General features: G+C 64.4%; 12 protein-coding genes. 4 read left to right on the top strand and 8 right to left on the bottom strand.

The genetic code is table 11. The features are described 5' to 3' along the window. Positions 1-181: 181 nt before the first annotated feature. Positions 182-2,215 (top strand): excinuclease ABC subunit UvrC, encoded by a 2,034-nt coding sequence (uvrC, locus tag LY632_RS11705; RefSeq protein WP_234091312.1) that lies wholly within the window; start codon positions 182-184, stop codon positions 2,213-2,215. Between the two features lie 50 nt (positions 2,216-2,265). Here the strand turns inward: uvrC and pal are convergent, their stop codons facing one another. From pal to LY632_RS11690, 3 genes are all read right to left on the bottom strand, one after another. Then, the gene (gene pal, locus LY632_RS11700; protein WP_234091311.1) at positions 2,266-2,772 is read right to left on the bottom strand and encodes a peptidoglycan-associated lipoprotein Pal; all 507 of its coding nucleotides are present in this window, start codon (positions 2,770-2,772) and stop codon (positions 2,266-2,268) included. A gap of 245 nt (positions 2,773-3,017) precedes the next feature. Continuing rightward, positions 3,018-3,710, bottom strand: a complete 693-nt coding sequence (locus LY632_RS11695) for a response regulator transcription factor (protein WP_234091310.1) — start codon at positions 3,708-3,710, stop codon at positions 3,018-3,020. Continuing rightward, the gene (locus tag LY632_RS11690) at positions 3,707-5,179 is read right to left on the bottom strand and encodes an ATP-binding protein (RefSeq protein WP_234091309.1); all 1,473 of its coding nucleotides are present in this window, start codon (positions 5,177-5,179) and stop codon (positions 3,707-3,709) included. The genes LY632_RS11695 and LY632_RS11690 overlap by 4 nt, the downstream gene beginning before the upstream one ends. A 347-nt stretch (positions 5,180-5,526) precedes the next feature. Here LY632_RS11690 and LY632_RS11685 point away from each other — a divergent pair, with 347 nt between their 5' ends. After that, positions 5,527-6,345, top strand: a complete 819-nt coding sequence (locus LY632_RS11685; RefSeq protein ID WP_234091308.1) for a universal stress protein — start codon at positions 5,527-5,529, stop codon at positions 6,343-6,345. Between the two features lie 76 nt (positions 6,346-6,421). On the opposite strand, the gene LY632_RS11680 is transcribed toward LY632_RS11685, so the two are convergent. Continuing rightward, a complete protein-coding gene (locus LY632_RS11680; protein WP_234091307.1) occupies positions 6,422-7,915 on the bottom strand; it encodes a carotenoid oxygenase family protein in 1,494 nt (497 codons plus the stop codon). Between the two features lie 170 nt (positions 7,916-8,085). Between LY632_RS11680 and LY632_RS11675 the strand changes: the two genes are divergently transcribed. Together LY632_RS11675 and LY632_RS11670 are read left to right on the top strand one after the other, a co-directional pair. Continuing rightward, positions 8,086-10,443: a TonB-dependent siderophore receptor gene (locus tag LY632_RS11675; protein ID WP_234091306.1), complete on the top strand. Its 2,358-nt coding sequence runs from the start codon at positions 8,086-8,088 to the stop codon at positions 10,441-10,443. A 23-nt stretch (positions 10,444-10,466) separates the two neighbouring features. Continuing rightward, complete coding sequence (locus tag LY632_RS11670) at positions 10,467-11,462, top strand: phytase (RefSeq protein WP_234091305.1); 996 nt, start codon at positions 10,467-10,469, stop codon at positions 11,460-11,462. Positions 11,463-11,465: 3 nt separating this feature from the next. Here the strand turns inward: LY632_RS11670 and LY632_RS11665 are convergent, their stop codons facing one another. From LY632_RS11665 to LY632_RS11650, 4 genes are all read right to left on the bottom strand, one after another. Continuing rightward, a complete protein-coding gene (locus tag LY632_RS11665; protein ID WP_234091304.1) occupies positions 11,466-12,386 on the bottom strand; it encodes an acyl-CoA thioesterase II in 921 nt (306 codons plus the stop codon). Between the two features lie 31 nt (positions 12,387-12,417). Beyond that, complete coding sequence (locus LY632_RS11660) at positions 12,418-13,314, bottom strand: cupin-like domain-containing protein (protein WP_234091303.1); 897 nt, start codon at positions 13,312-13,314, stop codon at positions 12,418-12,420. A gap of 3 nt (positions 13,315-13,317) precedes the next feature. Continuing rightward, positions 13,318-14,463 (bottom strand): GNAT family N-acetyltransferase, encoded by a 1,146-nt coding sequence (locus LY632_RS11655; protein ID WP_234091302.1) that lies wholly within the window; start codon positions 14,461-14,463, stop codon positions 13,318-13,320. A gap of 128 nt (positions 14,464-14,591) precedes the next feature. Further along, entirely contained in the window at positions 14,592-16,688 is a 2,097-nt protein-coding gene (locus LY632_RS11650) for a sodium-translocating pyrophosphatase (RefSeq protein ID WP_234091301.1), read from the bottom strand. Between the last annotated feature and the right edge of the window lie 89 nt (positions 16,689-16,777).

Raw genomic sequence — 16,777 nt, 5'->3', positions numbered from 1 at the left:
CTCCTGTTGTGCCGGCCACCCTCTTTTCCGAACGAAAATTGCGCGGCGGAGCCTGCTTTTGCAGGTCTGTTGCAGCATGGGGTAACAGGTGACGGCGCGGCGTCAAGCTGCCGTCCCCGTCAACAGCTTCCCCTACGGAGGGGTTTCCCACAGCGACACGGCACCCTAAATCGGCCCGACCATGGCCCGAACACCTGCTGGCACTCCCCACGACCCACGCGGTGCCGAGCGCTTCAACGAGGAGCGTGCGGCCTATACCGTCGCGTCTGCGCAGCCGGACCTGAAGGCGGGCGTCGAGGCGATCCGCGAGACGGTGAAGACGCTGAAGCCGCGCCCCGGCGTCTATCGCATGATCGATGCCAGAGGAGACGTGCTCTATGTCGGCAAGGCCCGCAGCCTGAAGGCACGGGTGGCGAACTACACGCAGGTGCAGCAGCTCTCCGGCCGGCTCCAGCGCATGGTCAGCCAGTGCCGCAGCATGGAAATCGTCGTCACCAATTCGGAGGCCGAGGCGCTGCTGCTCGAAGCGCAGCTGATCAAGCGGTTCCGCCCGCCGTTCAACGTGCTGCTGCGCGACGACAAGAGCTTCCCTTTCATCCTGTTGCGGGCGGAGCATGACTTCCCGCGCATCATGAAGCATCGCGGCGCGCGGCGGGCGAAGGGCAACTACTACGGGCCGTTTGCGAGTGCGGGCAGCGTCAACACCACCATCAACGCGCTGCAGAAGCTGTTCCTGCTAAGGTCCTGCACGGACAGCTTCTTCTCCAACCGCGACCGGCCGTGCCTGCTCTACCAGATCAAGCGTTGCAGCGCACCCTGCGTCGGGCGGATCGACAAGGACGGCTATGCCGCGCTGGTGCAGGAGGCGAAGGACTTTCTCGGCGGCAAGTCGAGCCAGGTGCAGCAGGGCCTCGAGAAGCAGATGGCCAGGGCGGCGGCGGAGCTCGACTTCGAGACTGCCGCCATCCTGCGCGACCGGCTGCGCGCCGCGACCTTCATCCAGGGCAGCCAGGCGATCAACGCGCAAGGGGTGGGCGATGCCGACGTCTTCGCACTCGCCAACAAGAACGGGGTGATCGGCATCCAGAGCTTCTTCATCCGCGGCGGGCAGAACTGGGGCCACCGCGCCTTCTTCCCGAGCCACACGCGCGAGATCGAGGACGACGAGGTGCTCGCCGACGTGATCCTGCAGTTCTACGAGGAAGTGCCCCCTCCGCCGACCGTGCTGGTCGACCGCGCGCTGCCAGAAAGCGAGCTGATCGAGGCGGCGCTGAGCGAGCTGGCAGGGCGCAAGGTGCGCCTCTCGATCCCCGAGCGCGGCGACCGGCGGCGACTGATGCAGCAGGCCCAGCGCAATGCGGTGGAGGCGCTGGAGCGGCGGCTGGCGGAGACCGGCACCAAGGCCAGGCTCAACCGCGAACTGGCCGAATTCCTCGAACTGGGCGAACCGCCCGAACGGATCGAGATCTACGACAACAGCCATATCCAGGGTGCCAAGGCGGTCGGCGCGATGGTGGTCGCGGGGCCGGAGGGTTTCCTCAAGAACCAGTACCGCAAGTTCAACATCCGCGAGGCCCAGTCGAACGACGATTTCGCCATGATGCGCGAGGTGATGCAGCGCCGCTTCCGCAAGCTGGCCGAGGAGGGTGAGGATGGAGACCCACCCCCAGCCCCTCCCGCAAGCGGGAGGGGAGCGAGACTTGCCGAGCCGCAAGGCGAGGCTAGTCGCAGCGGGGTGGGCAAGGGCACCCACCATGACACCTGGCCCGACCTCGTCCTGATCGACGGCGGCAAGGGCCAGATGAGTGCGGTGCGCGACACGCTGGAGGAAATGGGGATCGAGAATGTCCCGCTAATCGCAATCGCCAAGGGTCCCGACCACGGCCGCGAGGGGCGCGAAGTGTTCCATTTTCCCGACGGGCGCGAGAAGACGCTGCCGGTCAATTCGCCGCTGCTGTTCCACTTGCAGCGCCTGCGCGACGAGGTCCACCGCTATGCCATCGGCGCCCACCGCGACAAACGCAGCCGCGCCATCACCGCCTCACCGCTGGACGAGATCCCCGGCATCGGCCCGGCCCGCAAGCGCGCGCTGCTGCTGCACTTCGGCACGGCGAGCAAGGTGCGGGCAGCGGCGCTGGAGGATTTGCAACGTGCGCCCGGCGTGAGCGATGCGGTGGCCCGCAAGGTGTATGATTTCTACCATGCGGGGGGGTGAGAGACAGCGCGCTGGCTGCCTCTCTCCCGAAGGGCGCTCTTTGCGAGGCCTTATTCGATTGTGATAGTCACCGCGCGGCGGTTCTGGGCCCATGCTGATTCGGTGCTGCCGAGCGCGACCGGGCGCTCCTTCCCGTAGCTGACGACCGATAACCGCGAGGGATCTACGCCCAGCGAGACAAGGTAGTTCTTGGCTGCGTTGGCACGGCGTTCACCCAAGGCAAGATTGTATTCGCGCGTGCCCCGCTCGTCGCAGTGCCCTTCAATGGTGGCTCGCTTGCCCGGATAGCGCAGCAACCACTGCGCCTGACGCTGCAAGGCCTCGGCATCGGCCGAGTCGATGTTGTAGCGGTCGGTGTCGAAGTAGATCACATCCTTGCCGGCCATCTGCTGGAGAAAATCGGCCTGGCTTCCGGGGATTGTGGACGGCGCCCCAGTGGTTGTCTCGGCCGCAGTTCCGCCGGGAGGCGGCGGTAGCTGGTCTATCTTCTTCTTGCCGCACGCAGCCATGGACAGGCTGATGGGGATAACAAGCGCGAGGGTCAGGAGGCGTGGCATGATTTATGCTCCGGATATTTGGCACAGTCAGGAATATGCAGTCCGGATAGCCGCTCTGTCTTTCGACCGTTCCCACGCGATTTTCACGCACCTATGGCAAATCTGGGCCGTAAAAATGCCGTTGGAACGGTATGTGCGGGTTCATGGTAAACGGTCACGTCGGATGAGAGCAAACAGTCCCTTCCGATGACAACCCGCAGCCGGCGGGCGCGCACTTCCCCCCGTTGCGTCAGGCGCCCGCCGGCTCATACCTCAGCAGAAAGGCTTAGTGCTAGCCGGTAGCCGACACCGGGTTCGGTCAACAGCAGTTCGGGATCGGAAGGGTCGGCCTCAAGCTTGTCCCGTAACAACGCGATATAACTTCGCAGATACTGGCTATCGACGGTGGTGCTGTCCCAACCCGCGATCATTAGTCGCCGCTGGGTGACGACTTGCCCGGCGTTGCGAGCCAGTACTTCGAACAAAGCAAACTCCTTGGGCGAAAGATGCACGGGCTCTCCCATCAGGACCAGTTCGCGCCGTTCGACATCGAAGGTCAGCAGGTCTGAAACCAAACGTCTTGGGGCCGCTCCCCTTTCTGCCGCGCGGCGTCTTTCGATGACTCGGATCCTGGCCAGTAGCTCGTCTGTCCCGAACGGCTTGTCGACGTAATCGTCCGCTCCTTCGTCGAGCGCGCGGACCTTGTCGCTTTCAAGGTGCCGAGCCGAGAGGACAAGGATGCTCGCATCCGCGGTCGACTTGATCGGAGCAATCAGGTCACCGCCGTCGACATCGGGCAGCCCGAGATCAAGCAGGACTAGGTCGATCGCATGAGATGCCACGCACTCAAGGGCTGACTTGCCATCGTGGGCGGCAAACACATCGTGACCCTTGGCCCCCAGGATCGGCCGCAACGCCTCGATAATCGAAGGCTCGTCGTCGACAATGAGTATCTTCATTGTGGCACGGCCTTCTCTTCTGGCGACTCAAATACCGGCAATCGCACTGCGATACAGGTGCCGCGTCCCTCGTGGACCGGCGAGGTGACGGTGATCCGTCCGTTCGCAGCCTCGACAAAACCCTTGGCGATGAACAGGCCAAGCCCCACGCTGGCCCCTTTCCCGTCACGCTGGCCCATGTGGAAACGGTCGAAAATCTTGTCTTGCTCGACCTCGGGAATGCCCGGCCCCCGATCCACAACAGCGATGGCTACTTGCTCACCTTCGCGCTTGATCACCACTTTGACGGCTGAATCGCGCGCACCGAACTTGGCTGCATTGTCGAGCAAGTTGAACAAAGCATGTTCCAGCATACCGGCATTGGCGAGAACGAACTGGCGTTCGTCGGGGAATTCACGCTCGACGGCCAAATCGGGTCGGGCGGTTTTGGCATGGCGAATGGCCAGCTGGGCAATTTCGGCTACATCGACCGTCTCGGTCCTGAGCTTGGAAATTCCGGCCTGGATCCGGCCGACATCCAACAACTGACTGGTATAGCGATCGAGCCGGCGGCATTGTTCAAGAATGGATGCGAACATCGCATCGCGTTCTACCGGTTTCAGTACTACATCCCGCGAGGCCAGCGCGCCTGCTGCAGTTTCGATCACGGTTATCGGCGTTCGCAGGTCATGCGAGACAGATGACAGGATTGCATCCTTCAGTTCCTCGCTGCGCGCAGCAGTCCTGGCCTCGGCAACTTCATCCAGCAACAAGCAGCGTTCAACTGCGACACCGATCAACGCAGCGAGCGATTGCAGGCGTTCGGGCTTAGCCACGACCGGATCGAAGTCGGCCAACTGGAATTTGGCCATACCCAGCGAACCTCTCGCTCCCTGCAACTCGCATATCCTCCAGCGACGGCTGCCGATTATCCGGGCCGTATCCTCCAGCAGAGGCTGTAGGGGGTTGAGCTCGACTTCGCCATTCGCCGGCCTGACAAAGGCATTTTGGTGCGCGATGAACACCTTCACGTCTTCGAGGCCCTGTGCGGGCAGGATTTTCCGGATGGCATCTTCGACTTCCTCGACCCTTATGGCTTTTTGAAGGTGGTCGCTGACTGCGAGAAGGAATTGGGTTTCCTGACGAGCGGCGAGGGCGTCATTGGCAAAGTCGCGCAACCGACCGACAAGAAAGCCAGCGACGAGCGCGCTGACGTTGAAGGCAATGAGGGGGACAGTCTCGTCAGCAGTGGTGATGCCGAACTGGAAAACTGGCTCACTGAGGAAGAAATTATAGACTATTGAGGCGCAAACTGCAGCGACCATAGCTCGTGCGAGACCAGAATAGACGGCGATCATGATCACGCCGGTGAGATAAGCCAGCACGGCCGTAATGGGACGTTCGAGGTGTTGCGCCAGCCATGTTGCGGAAGTTGCTGCCAGGAATACCCCGACATCGAAAGCTAGTCCGGCAATGCTCTTATTGGTCACTATGCAGGCTCTCCCGTTCAGGAAGCCGTTCGCATAGCCAAGTCGATTGCCATACGCATCTACGGGATTTTTATTGCTGCTGCCTCCGGGCGGGTAGGTTCGGAGGTATTCTGCATGGCTAGGAATGCAGCCGTTGCAGTGTTCGCCTCTTGCCCCGTCGGAGGGCATCCCACGAGCCCGAAAGACTCATACCTTTCTCTCCCCGCATTGCTGTGACAAAATGGAGGTGGTTGCACGGACATTGCTGGAATTGATCCACATCAACGCAGCCGCGTCCACGCCATGTCACATGCTGCCCAAGGGCGGTGGTTTCCCCTACCATCGCCGCTTTCGCAAGGAGACGGGCCATGAAAAGCATTACTGTTCACGCTCACGATGACGCCGGTTTCGACTCCCGCCTGCAGGTCGCGCTCGACCTGGCGCGGGCGTTCGGGGGGCATGTCACGTTTGTCTATCCGATGCCGATCGATGCCGGGATGCCGGCCGATTTCTACGGCGCGACCTTTGCCTCGATGGGCCCGGTGTGGCGCGAGGCGGCAGAGCGGCTGCGAGGAAAGACCGAGGCCGATCTCGCCAACGAGGACGTGCCCTGGAACTGGATCGAAGGGGCGGGGATGACATCCAGCGTGCTGCTGCGGCATTCGGCGCTCAGCGACCTGATCGTGGTCGGCGCGAGCGAGCCGCAGTTTGCCGCGCGCAGACCGTCGGAGGCCGTCGGCGACCTTGCGCTGCACGCGCGCTGCCCCGTGCTGGTGGTGCCGGAAGGGCAGGAGGGCATCGATCCGGATGCGCCCGTGCTGGTCGCGTGGGACGGTTCGCCGGAGGCATCGCGCGCGCTGCGGCTGGCGGTGCCGTTGCTGGCGCGCGCCGCCAAGGTCACGCTCGCCTGCGTCAAGGAGCGCGTTGACGGCGAGGATGACTATGACCTGCCGCCGCTGAAGGGCGCGGAATACCTCTCGCGCCATGGCATCGAAAGCGAGCTGGTGGAGCTTCCACGCGAAGGACGGCGCGTGGCCGAGGTGCTGCGCGATGCCGCCGCCCGGCGCCATGCCGGCACGATCGTGATGGGTGCATACGGCCACATGCGCCTCGCCGAACGCATCTTCGGCGGTGCCACCCGCGATATGTTGACCGAGGTCAAGGTGCCGCTGTTCATGGCGCATTAGACCACGATTCCGGGGGAGTAAGGCATCGGCCTGGCGGGAATGAGAGGGCCCCGCCGGGCCGGTGTCTGATGTGGCGTCAGGCCGCCATCCGCGCGCGCCGCCAGGCCTTTTCCGCCTCCAGCTGGCTGCGCTCGACCCAGGTCGAATGGGTGCCGCTGCACAGCTTGTGGGGCAGGGCGAGGCGGCAGATCGGACCCTTGGTGATGTCCGAAGCGTCGAGGATCGCGGCCTGCGAAGTGCCGGTGTTCTCGTCGATCAGAAAGGTCACCAACCAGCCGTCATCCTCATCAGTACCCCCGTGTCTCGGCACCATCGGGCTTTCGCTGGCATATACGCCCTCGGGCAACCGATAGACCTGCTCCTCGCCCGTCAGCGTGTCGTGGCGGACATAGCCGTTGAACAGGAACCAGCCCGGCTTGCTGGTCGTCGACCAGACATAGCGGCTCGGCAGCATGGCATAGCGCTGGTTGATCGTGCCGAATTCGACGATGCGGTCGGTCAGGCGCTCCTCGCGGGTCTCACCGGTCCTGAGGTTGAAGCGCCAGCGGTGCAGGCGGCAGCCGAAGCTGTGCTCGTCGACATAGGCCATCATATGGGCGTAGTGACCGAACTCCTCCAGCGGCTGGGGCATGGGGTTGGACTGGTGATAGCCCTCCAGCACCACGTCGTCGCCCTCTTCCCACGCATTGGTCCAGTGCAGCACGAAGGTGGGCTCGGCCTCGAACCAGCGGATCTCGTCCGGCAGGCCATGCCGCGGGATCAGCGCGAAGCGGGTCGGCAGCCCCTCGTGCAGCCGCGCAGCGTGGATGCTCCGCTCCAGCAGGTCCTCGTCCCAGAACAGCGGCATGTCATTGAGGATCGACCAGTTCGGCGTCACCGCCATGTCATGCGGCAAGCGCGGGCCGGGGAGCGGCACGGGGACATAGTGCACCAGCTTGCCCGCGCGGTCGACCACGCCGTAATGCATGTAGGGCGCGTGCTTGGAATAGTTGAAGAACATCAGCTCGCCCGTGCCCTCGTCCACCTTGGGATGGGCGGAGATGCCGTCCAGCGGCCCCCACGGCGCCTTGCCGAGGGTCTCCAGCGTTTCGGGATCGAGCATCCACGCCTCGCCGCACTGGTAGAGCGTGGCATAGGCTACCCCGGCGTGGACGATGATGTCGGTGCTGCCGGTATCCTTCAGCCCCCCATGCGCGCCGAAGCCGGGGCGCAGCGAAGTGCCAACCGGGTCCATCAACCCGCCCCACAGGCTGCGCCCGGCGATCTGCTCCTCCTCGAAGCAATGGGTGCGCACGAAGCGGTTGCGATAGCTCGCCTTCCCACCGCTGATGCTGAGCTGGTGGATCATCGCATCGCCATCGAACGGATGATGCCGGCCCAATGGCTGATGCACCTGATTCTCGGTATTGCGCAGATAGATGCCGTCGATGTCGGCGGGAATCGCGCCTTCGAGCACCTCCAGCTCGGCAACGTCGACTTCCTCGTGGAGCGGTGTCCACGCGCCCGAGAGATAGGGGTGGTTGGAAGGTTCGAGCGTATAGCGCAGCGGCGGCTGGCGGGTGATGTGCATCGGATCTGGCTCTCCTTCGAACAGTCTAGGCGCATGACGTCCCGGCGCAAGCGGGCAAGTGTTCCGCAAAGCGTAACAATCGTCATTCAGCAGCCGCGCCAAGGACGCCACGCTGCAATCAACCGCGCCTAACCGCCCCTCAATCCAACCGGTCAACAGGGGCCCATGTCATGATCCGATCGCGTCTTCTTCTTGCCTGTGCCTTTGGGGCATTGTCCACGGTGCTCGCTGCGCCTGCCATGGCGCAGGACCAGCCTGAAGGAGCCGAAGCGGGCGAGGACAGCGAGGATGTCCAGACCGCACGCCAGATTGTCGTGCAGGGTTCGATCGGCTTCCGCAACCGCAGCGACGAAGCCGAGCCGGTGCTGGTCTATGACGAGGAATACTTCCAGCGCTTCGAACCGCTGACCGCGGGCGATGCGCTCAAGCGCGTTCCGGGCGTCACCTTCCTTTCGGATGTGATCGAAAGCGACGGGGCCCGCCTGCGCGGGCTCGACCCCGGTTATACCCAGATCCTCGTCAACGGCGAAAAGGTGCCCGGATCCAACGCCGATCGGTCGTTCTTCCTCGACCGCATTCCCGCCGAGCTGATCCAGCAGGTGGAGATCGTGCGTTCCTCATCCGCGCGCCGCACCGGCGATGCGGTGGCGGGTTCGCTCAACATCGTGCTGCGCGACGGATATTCGCTCGATGGCGGATACGTACGCGGCGGGGCGCTGTTGTTCGACGACGGCGAGCTCAAGCCATCGGGAGGCTTCTACTACGGCGGCGAACTGGCCGGCGGGCGGGTGCTGATCGGGGCCAATATCCAGGGTCGCTACAACCCCAAGATAAAGTCCAGCCTGCGCTTCGGCGATTCGCCCGAGAACGATCCCGACTTCTTTGCCAACGAGTTCGACAACCGCGAGGACCAGACCGATACCCGTGACGGCACCGACTATGCCTTCAATGCCAGCTGGGGCATCGAGACAGGCATGACCGAGTTCGAGATTTCGGGCAACTACGTCCGGACCGACCGCAGCGAGACCGAACGTTCGTTCGAATATGACGACCCCACCGCTATCAGCGGTTCGGTCTTCACCGGCGGCAATCTGTTGACCGACAATGCAAACATCAACGAGATCGAGCAGGAAAGTTACGCGGTCTCGGCCCGGCTCGAGCAGGAATGGGCATTGGGCGAGACGACCTTGCGCGCCACCTTCGCCCGGTTCAGCGACGAACAGGATGAAGTCGAGTACGAGATCGATTTCGACAATGACGAGCCGGAATTCGAGGGCGAGAACCTGCTGACCGACATTGCCGACGAGGAATTGTCGTTCCAGCTCGACCATGAGTTCCCGCTCGCACCCGGCATCGATTTCGTGGTCGGCGGCTTCCTCCAGTTCAAGGACCGCAAGACCAATCTGGCGGTGGCCGAGCAAGAGGCCGATCTCGATGCCTCCTTCCACGGTTGGGACCAGTTCAGCGACAATCCGCTGGACCTGGTGGGGCCGTTCGACCCGTTCGAACCTGTGCCCGGTGGGGTCAACAACATCAGCGAGGACCGGACCGATCTGTTCGCCCTGATCGAAGGCGAAGCCGGCGACCTCAGCTTCGAAGTCGGCATCCGCTGGGAGAATACTTCGGTCGATATCGAGGACTTCACGGTCGATCCGGCACTCGCCCGCTCGAGCAGCGAATATGACGAGTTCCTGCCCTCGGCTTCGCTCAAATACGAGATCGGGCGTGGGCGTATCACCGCCTCGGTCGCGCGCACGCTGCGCCGTCCGCGACTGGACTATCTTTCGCCGGTGCTGCTGGAGGAAGAAGTCGGCGACAGCGACTTCCTCGGCAATCCTGGCCTGCTGCCGGAAACCGCCTGGGGCGGCGACCTCGGCTATGAGCACCGCATCGGCCGCGACGGGGTGATCGGGGTCAACGTGTTCTATCGCGACGTCAGCAATCTGACCGAGATAAACACCGTGCTCGACCCGGTTACCGGCGACCCGGTGGAAGGATCCGAAGGCCCCGGCACTTTCGTCTTCCAGCCGCAGAACACCGGCAATGGCGAGGTCTACGGGATCGAGTTCGATGCCTCCTTCAGCCTCGCCTTCATCGGTTTGCGCAACACCGGCGTGTTCGGCAATCTTGCCTTGCTGGACAGCAATATTACCGATTTCGCCGGCGAACGGCGGTTCAACGACCAGTCGAAATATGTCTACAATTTCGGCGCGATCCAAAACCTGCCCGAATTCGGCGCGGCTTTCGGCGCGACCTACCGCAAACAGGGCAAGGCCTTTGGACGGGTGGTCGCCGAGGAAGTGACGACCACCTATGGTGCCGACCTCGAAGTCTTCGTCGAAAAGCGCTTCGGCGACAACTTCACCATCCGTGCCGTCGGCTCCAACCTGCTCGACGGTACCAAAGACGAGGTGTTCAACAAGTTCGACAATCTAGACGACCAGCTCGACCGCAATTTCGACGAGTACGAGCTCGAAAGCGAGCGCGCCGGTCCGGTGTTCCAGCTGGTGGCGAGGTATGCGTTCTGATGCGGTTGCTCTCCACTTCTGCCATGTTCGCATTGCTGGTGGCGGCCGCTGGCTGTGCCAGCGTTCCGATCACCGGCGACCCAGCCGTACCCGTATTTGCCGTGGCCGAAACAGTGCCCGTCGGGACCAACAACGAGGATGCGGCGGACGATCCGGCGGTCTGGCGCAATGCGGCAGACCCTGCCGCCAGCCTGATCGTCGCCACCGACAAGAAGGGCGGGCTCTATGTCTATGACTTGAAGGGGGCGACCAAGCATTTCGTCGCCGCCGCGGGGCTCAACAATGTCGACCTCGTCGATATGGGGACAGACGGCATCATCGTCGTTGCCAGCGACCGCAGCGATCTTGCCAATGCGCACTTCGCGCTGTTCCGGCTCGATACCGCCGCCGCGCAGCTCGTCCCGCTGGGCCGCGTCGCCTCGGGTGCGGGCGAGGCTTACGGAGTCTGCGTGTGGCAGCGGGGCGGGGACCTGATTGCCTATGCCGTGCCCAAAGAGGGTGTGATTGGCGAATACCGCATCACGCTTGGCGCGGCCCCCGCCGCCGAGCTGCTGCGCACTATGCGGGTGCCGACCCAGCCCGAAGGCTGCGCCATCGATACCCGTGACGGCACGCTCTATATCGCAGAGGAAGACGCCGGCATCTGGCGCTTCAGGGCAGGCCGGACGGCCGGCGAGATGGTCGCGCCGATCGACAACAGGCTGCTGGTGGCCGATGTCGAGGGGCTGGCGCTGGTGCCCGAGGGGGCGAGCGGCGGCTGGCTCTATGCCTCGAGCCAAGGCGACAACACCTACATGCGTTTCGCGCTGCCGGATATGACCCCCGCAGGGCGGTTCCGCATCGCTGCAGGCACTGTCGGCGCGGCCGAGGAAACCGACGGGATCGAGGCCAAGCGCGGCGATTTCGGACCGGATTATCCGGGCGGGATCTTCATCGCACAGGACGGCTGGAACGGGACCAGCGCTCAGAACTTCAAGCTGGTGCCGCTAGGCGCGATCGAAGAGGCGCTGGGGGATTAGCCCTTAGGCTGGCTTTTTAACCCGTTTCCGCATCATCCCTTCCTGCGCCACGCTCGCCACCAGTTCGCCCTGGCGGTTGAAGATGCGGCCCAGGTTCATGCCGCGGCCGCCGCCGCTCCACGGGCTTTGTGTCGCATAGAGCAGCCATTCGTCGGCCCGCGCGGGGCGGTGGAACCAGATCGCATGATCGAGGCTGGCACCGACCAGCTCGCCGCGGAACCAGCTGAGGCCGTGGGGCAGGGCGCTGGTGCCCAGCAGCGTGTAGTCGCTGGCATAGGCGATCACGGCGCGGTGCAGCGCGGGATCGTCGGGCAGCGGGGCGACGGTGCGGAACCAGCTTTGCGCAGCGGGCTCGCTCGGCTCGCGGTTCATCCAGTGGAGCCGGCCGCAGGTGCGCATCTCGATCGGGCGCGGGCGCAGCATCATGGCGCGCTGGGTCTCGCTCATCCTCTCGCCGAGCTTGTCGGCGATCTCGCGGCGGACCTCCATGTCGCTGCGCAGGCTCTCGGGGTCGGGCACGTCGGGCATGCTCGCGTCGTCATGCTCGAGGCCCGGCTCGGGCGCCTGGAAGCTGGCGGTGAGGTTGAGGATCGGGGTGCTGGTGCCGTCCTCGTTCTCCTGGCTCGCGACCACCCGGCGGTTGGCGAAGCTGCGCCCGTCGAAGTCGCGCTCGATGCGGTATTCGATCGGCGGACCTTCCTTGCCGCCGCGCAGGAAATAGGCGTGGAGCGAGTGGGCCTGCTTGCCGTCGGTTACGGAGGCCTGCGCCGCCTGCAGCGCCTGGGCGATCACTTGCCCGCCGAACACGCGGCCGATGCCGTCCTTTTGCGGCGGTCCCTGGTAGACATCGGTGGCGCGCTTCTGGACTGTCAGCAGCTTGACGAGGCTGCCGACAACTTTTTCTGGAGGTATGGTATCGCTCATGCACCGCCTCTGCGGCGGCAGGGAGATTTCGTCAACCGACGAGACCGGCCTTGCGCAGCGCGCGATAGGCGTAGGCCTTGCCCTTGTTGCTGGCGGGCCAGCGGCCCGGAGCGGTGGGGGTGAGACCGGCCTTGCGCAGCAGGCGGTTGAGCCCGCGCGCATCGGCTTCCTCGAAGCTCCAGTCGCTGCGCCAGGTGATGGAGAGCGAGATCGAGCTGTCCGGTCCGTTGCGGACGAAGTGCGGGGCCATGACGGGCACGAACAGCGCGTCGCCCGGCTGCAGCGGGAACTCGGTTCCGCCCGCAGCCAGTTCGTTGCGCCAGGTCAGCTCGCGCGCCCCGCCGGAGTGATAGCCTTCATGGATCTCGTCCGGGGCATACGTCGGATCGCCGGCCGGGAACTGGGTCATCACCTTGCTGCCCTTGAGTTGCAGCAGGATGTTGTGTTCGGGGTCGAAGTGATAGGGCGTCACCGCGTTGGGGCTGGAAATGAAGATGAAGCCCTGCGGGCGCAGCATGGCACCGGTCTTGTTCTCGATCTCAGCGCGCAGCTCGCCCAGCAGGCGCAGCAATAATGCGTTGTAGGCCGGGATCTGCTCGATGTTCTTGAGCACGGCCCAGCTGTTGCTGGTGGCGATGTGGAGGATGGTCTCCTCGATGGTCATGCCGGTGCTGCCCGGTTTGCCGTCGACGCCGATGGGCATGTCGCCGCGATTGTATTCGATAGAAGTGGCGGGGAGCTTGCCGGCAAGGTCAGCCAGCGCAGCGAGCGTCAGGAGATCGTGGTGTTCCAGGGAGTGGCGCAGAATATGCGGCACTTCGGGATAATTGGCCGCGAAGAGGTTACGCGAGGCGTCGGGGAAAACATCCTGCGGGACATCCGCCGCGCGGTCAGCGTCATGGCTCGTCGGGGACTGTACAAAATCCATTCGTCAGATGCCTTTCGGGAAGGAACCGGTCTCGAGCCGCGCCAGCACCCGCATGGTGCCGCGCCGGATCGCGCCGCCGAGCGCGATGTTGCAGCTCGCTACCGCACGCTTTTCGCGCCAGATTCGCTCGATCATGGGGTGATCCGCTGCGGCACAAGAGTCTGCCCATTCGATACCGTCGCGGGCGAGGAGCGCGAGGTTCTCGCGCTGGAGCAGGACCCCGGGGGAGAAGCGGGCGTAACTTTCGTCGAAAGTGGTCTTGAAACTGTAGGCACCGGGCGGGGTGAGGAAGTTCGCCAGCATGGCGATGGGACGTCCGTCGAGGGTCAGCGTCAGCCGTTCGAGCCGCCCTGCCTCGGCAGCCCCGGCGATGGCAGCGCGGAAGAACTCGCTGGTATCGCTACGGTCGGCGAGGGAGGTGCCCCGTTCGCCCTTCCAGCCCGATTTCTCGAGGAAGAGATAGGCATCGATCCAGGACTCGATCCCTTCGCTGCCTTCGCTGCGGTGGAAGCGCAGTGCGCCCTCTTCGGACAGGCGGTTTTGCTGGCGGCGCAGTTCCTTGCGCTTCTTGCTGCTCATCGACTGTTCGAAATAGGGCTCGGGAGCGAGGTCGGAGGCAAGCAGGGCGCGTTCAACCGATTGTACCACCGTTGCGGGCCGCTGTTGCAGCGCCAGTACATTGCGGAGCGCGGTGTGCAGCGCGCTGTCGGCCGGCATCTTGGCCAGGTGCAGGAAGGGCGCTCCCTTGCCGCAATCGTCGGCCCAGTCGAGCAGCGCTGACCAGAAAGCGATCTCGTATCCCTGCGCCACCAGCGGCGCGCCGCAGAAGGCATTGTGGTGCAGCCAGCACGACACATGCGGGATGGCTTTGCCGTAGTAGTCGCGGCTGAGCGCCAGCGGCATCAGCCCGACCAGTGTTTCTTGATCATAGAAAGTGACGAGGCGGACGGGATGCTCGGCGGCGAAGTTCTCCAGCGCGGGCAGCAGGGCCCAGCGCTCGAAGAACGGGTTGGGGGTGGAAGCGCGGCGGGCGAGTGCATCCCAGTCCCATGCGTTGTCGAGCACATGCGCCGCGCGCCAGTGCTGTACCAGCAGGCGCAGTTGCTTCTGCGCCGCTTGCGCCAGCAATGCCCCGTCGTGCTGCGTCATTCGTTAACCCTCGGTCCGTCCCGACGGCAGAGATCCTAGCGGCCAAGCGCTTAGGAGCGGTTAACGCAGCAAAAAGGGCGCGAGAACCGAAGTTCCCGCGCCCCTTCCAGGTGTCTGGTATCAGACGATCAGTGGGTCGCCAATGCCGCGAGCAACAGCAGCGCGACGATGTTGGTGATCTTGATCATCGGGTTCACGGCCGGGCCGGCGGTGTCCTTGTACGGGTCACCCACGGTGTCGCCGGTCACGGCAGCCTTGTGGGCTTCCGAGCCCTTGCCGCCGTGGTTGCCGTCTTCGATGTACTTCTTGGCATTGTCCCATGCGCCGCCGCCGGCGGTCATGGAAAGCGCCACGAACAGCCCGCCGACGATCACGCCGAGGAGCAGCGCACCGAGCGCGGCAAAGCCGTTTTCCTGGCCCGCGATCGCGGTGATAACGAAGTACACCACCACCGGCGCGAGTACCGGCAGCAGCGACGGGATGATCATTTCCTTGATCGCAGCCTTGGTGACGAGGTCCACCGTGCGGGCATAGTTCGGACGGCTGGTGCCGGCCATGATGCCCGGATCGTTGGCGAACTGGTCGCGCACGTCGATCACCACGTCACCGGCAGCGCGGCCGACCGCGGTCATGCCCATCGCACCGAACAGGTACGGGAGCAGCGCGCCCAGCAGCAGGCCGACGATGACATAGGGATTTTCGAGACTGAAGTTCACCGTCAGATCGGGGAAGAACTCCCTGAGGTCGGTGGTGTAGGCAGCGAACAGCACCAGCGCGGCGAGACCGGCCGAACCGATCGCGTAACCCTTGGTCACGGCCTTGGTTGTGTTGCCGACAGCGTCGAGCAGGTCGGTCTTCTCGCGCACGCTGTCGTCGAGACCAGCCATTTCGGCGATGCCACCGGCGTTGTCGGTCACCGGGCCGTAAGCGTCGAGCGCCACAACCATGCCGGCCAGCGCCAGCATCGCGGTCGCCGCATAGGCGATCCCGATCAGCCCGGCGATCTGGAAAGCGATGATGATGCCGCCGACGATGACGATGGTCGGCAACGCGGTCGATTCAAGGCTGATGGCGAGGCCCTGGATCACATTGGTGCCGTGGCCCGTTTCCGAAGCCTTGGCGATCGAGCGGACCGGACGGTAGGCCGTGCCGGTGTAGTACTCGGTGATCCAGATGATCAGGCCGGTGATGACCAGGCCCAGCAGCGAGCAGTAGAACAGCTCGCGGCCGTTGAACTCGGTGCCCGGCAAGGTCGCTTCCATGCCGCCCAGCGCATAGCTGGTAGCGAACCAGATGGCGGGAACGGCCAGCACGGCGCTGACGAGGAAGCCCTTGTACATCGCGCCCATGACATTCGTGCCGCCACCGAGGCGGACGAAGTAGGTCCCGATGATCGAGGTCACGATGCAGACCCCGCCGATCAGCAGCGGCAGCGCCATCATGTTGGGCAGCAGATCGCCGAGGCCCTTCATCAGCAGCGCGGTCAGCACCATGGTGGCGCCGACGGTCACGACATAGGTTTCGAACAGGTCGGCCGCCATGCCGGCGCAGTCGCCAACGTTGTCGCCCACATTGTCCGCGATCACGGCCGGGTTGCGGGGATCGTCTTCCGGGATCCCGGCTTCGACCTTGCCGACGAGGTCGGCGCCGACGTCGGCGGCCTTGGTGAAGATGCCGCCGCCGAGACGGGCGAAGATCGAGATCAGCGATGCGCCGAAGGCGAGGCCGACGAGGCCGTCGATCACCGTGCGGTCTTCACCGCCAACGGTGTAACCGCCCGGGCCGGTCAGGTACCAGTAGAACACTGCAATCGCCAGCAGGGCGAGGCCAGCCACGAGCAGCCCGGTGATGGCCCCGGCGCGGAAGGCCAGCGTCAGACCCTCTTGCAAGCCCTTGCTGGCCGCCTGCGCGGTGCGGACGTTGGAGCGGACCGAGATGTTCATCCCGATGTAGCCCGCGACCCCCGAGAGCACGGCCCCGACCACGAAGCCGATTGCCGGCACGGTGCCGAGGAACACCCCGACCAGCACGGCGACGATCACGCCGACGATGCCGATGGTGGTGTACTGGCGGTTGAGATAGGCCTGCGCGCCTTCCTGGATGGCGCCGGCGATTTCCTGCATCTTGGCGTTCCCGGCATCGGCGCCGAGAACCTGGCGGCTGGTGAAGACGCCGTAAACGACGGCCAGCAGCCCCAGGACAATAGCTATGAGTACGAGGTCCATGACCTGAAATTCCCCCACGATTGTTTGTTTCTTGCGTTTCAGACCCGTGGGCCCCGCCGAGACGGGACCCATGTGGGGCGAACCGCTAG

The organism is Erythrobacter sp. SDW2, assembly GCF_021431965.1.
Lineage (GTDB): Bacteria > Pseudomonadota > Alphaproteobacteria > Sphingomonadales > Sphingomonadaceae > Parerythrobacter.
The sequence above is the reverse complement of the archived record's forward strand: the minus strand, read 5'-3'. Positions and strand labels throughout refer to the sequence as shown.

Bases quoted from the DNA above. Each gene is read 5' to 3' on its own strand.
- uvrC (WP_234091312.1), top strand. From the start codon at position 182: ATGGCCCGAACACCTGCTGGCACTCCCCACGACCCACGCGGTGCCGAG.
- pal (WP_234091311.1), bottom strand. From the start codon at position 2,772: ATGCCACGCCTCCTGACCCTCGCGCTTGTTATCCCCATCAGCCTGTCC.
- LY632_RS11695 (WP_234091310.1), bottom strand. From the start codon at position 3,710: ATGAAGATACTCATTGTCGACGACGAGCCTTCGATTATCGAGGCGTTG.
- LY632_RS11685 (WP_234091308.1), top strand. From the start codon at position 5,527: ATGAAAAGCATTACTGTTCACGCTCACGATGACGCCGGTTTCGACTCC.
- LY632_RS11680 (WP_234091307.1), bottom strand. From the start codon at position 7,915: ATGCACATCACCCGCCAGCCGCCGCTGCGCTATACGCTCGAACCTTCC.
- LY632_RS11675 (WP_234091306.1), top strand. From the start codon at position 8,086: ATGATCCGATCGCGTCTTCTTCTTGCCTGTGCCTTTGGGGCATTGTCC.
- LY632_RS11670 (WP_234091305.1), top strand. From the start codon at position 10,467: ATGTTCGCATTGCTGGTGGCGGCCGCTGGCTGTGCCAGCGTTCCGATC.
- LY632_RS11665 (WP_234091304.1), bottom strand. From the start codon at position 12,386: ATGAGCGATACCATACCTCCAGAAAAAGTTGTCGGCAGCCTCGTCAAG.
- LY632_RS11660 (WP_234091303.1), bottom strand. From the start codon at position 13,314: ATGGATTTTGTACAGTCCCCGACGAGCCATGACGCTGACCGCGCGGCG.
- LY632_RS11655 (WP_234091302.1), bottom strand. From the start codon at position 14,463: ATGACGCAGCACGACGGGGCATTGCTGGCGCAAGCGGCGCAGAAGCAA.
- LY632_RS11650 (WP_234091301.1), bottom strand. From the start codon at position 16,688: ATGGACCTCGTACTCATAGCTATTGTCCTGGGGCTGCTGGCCGTCGTT.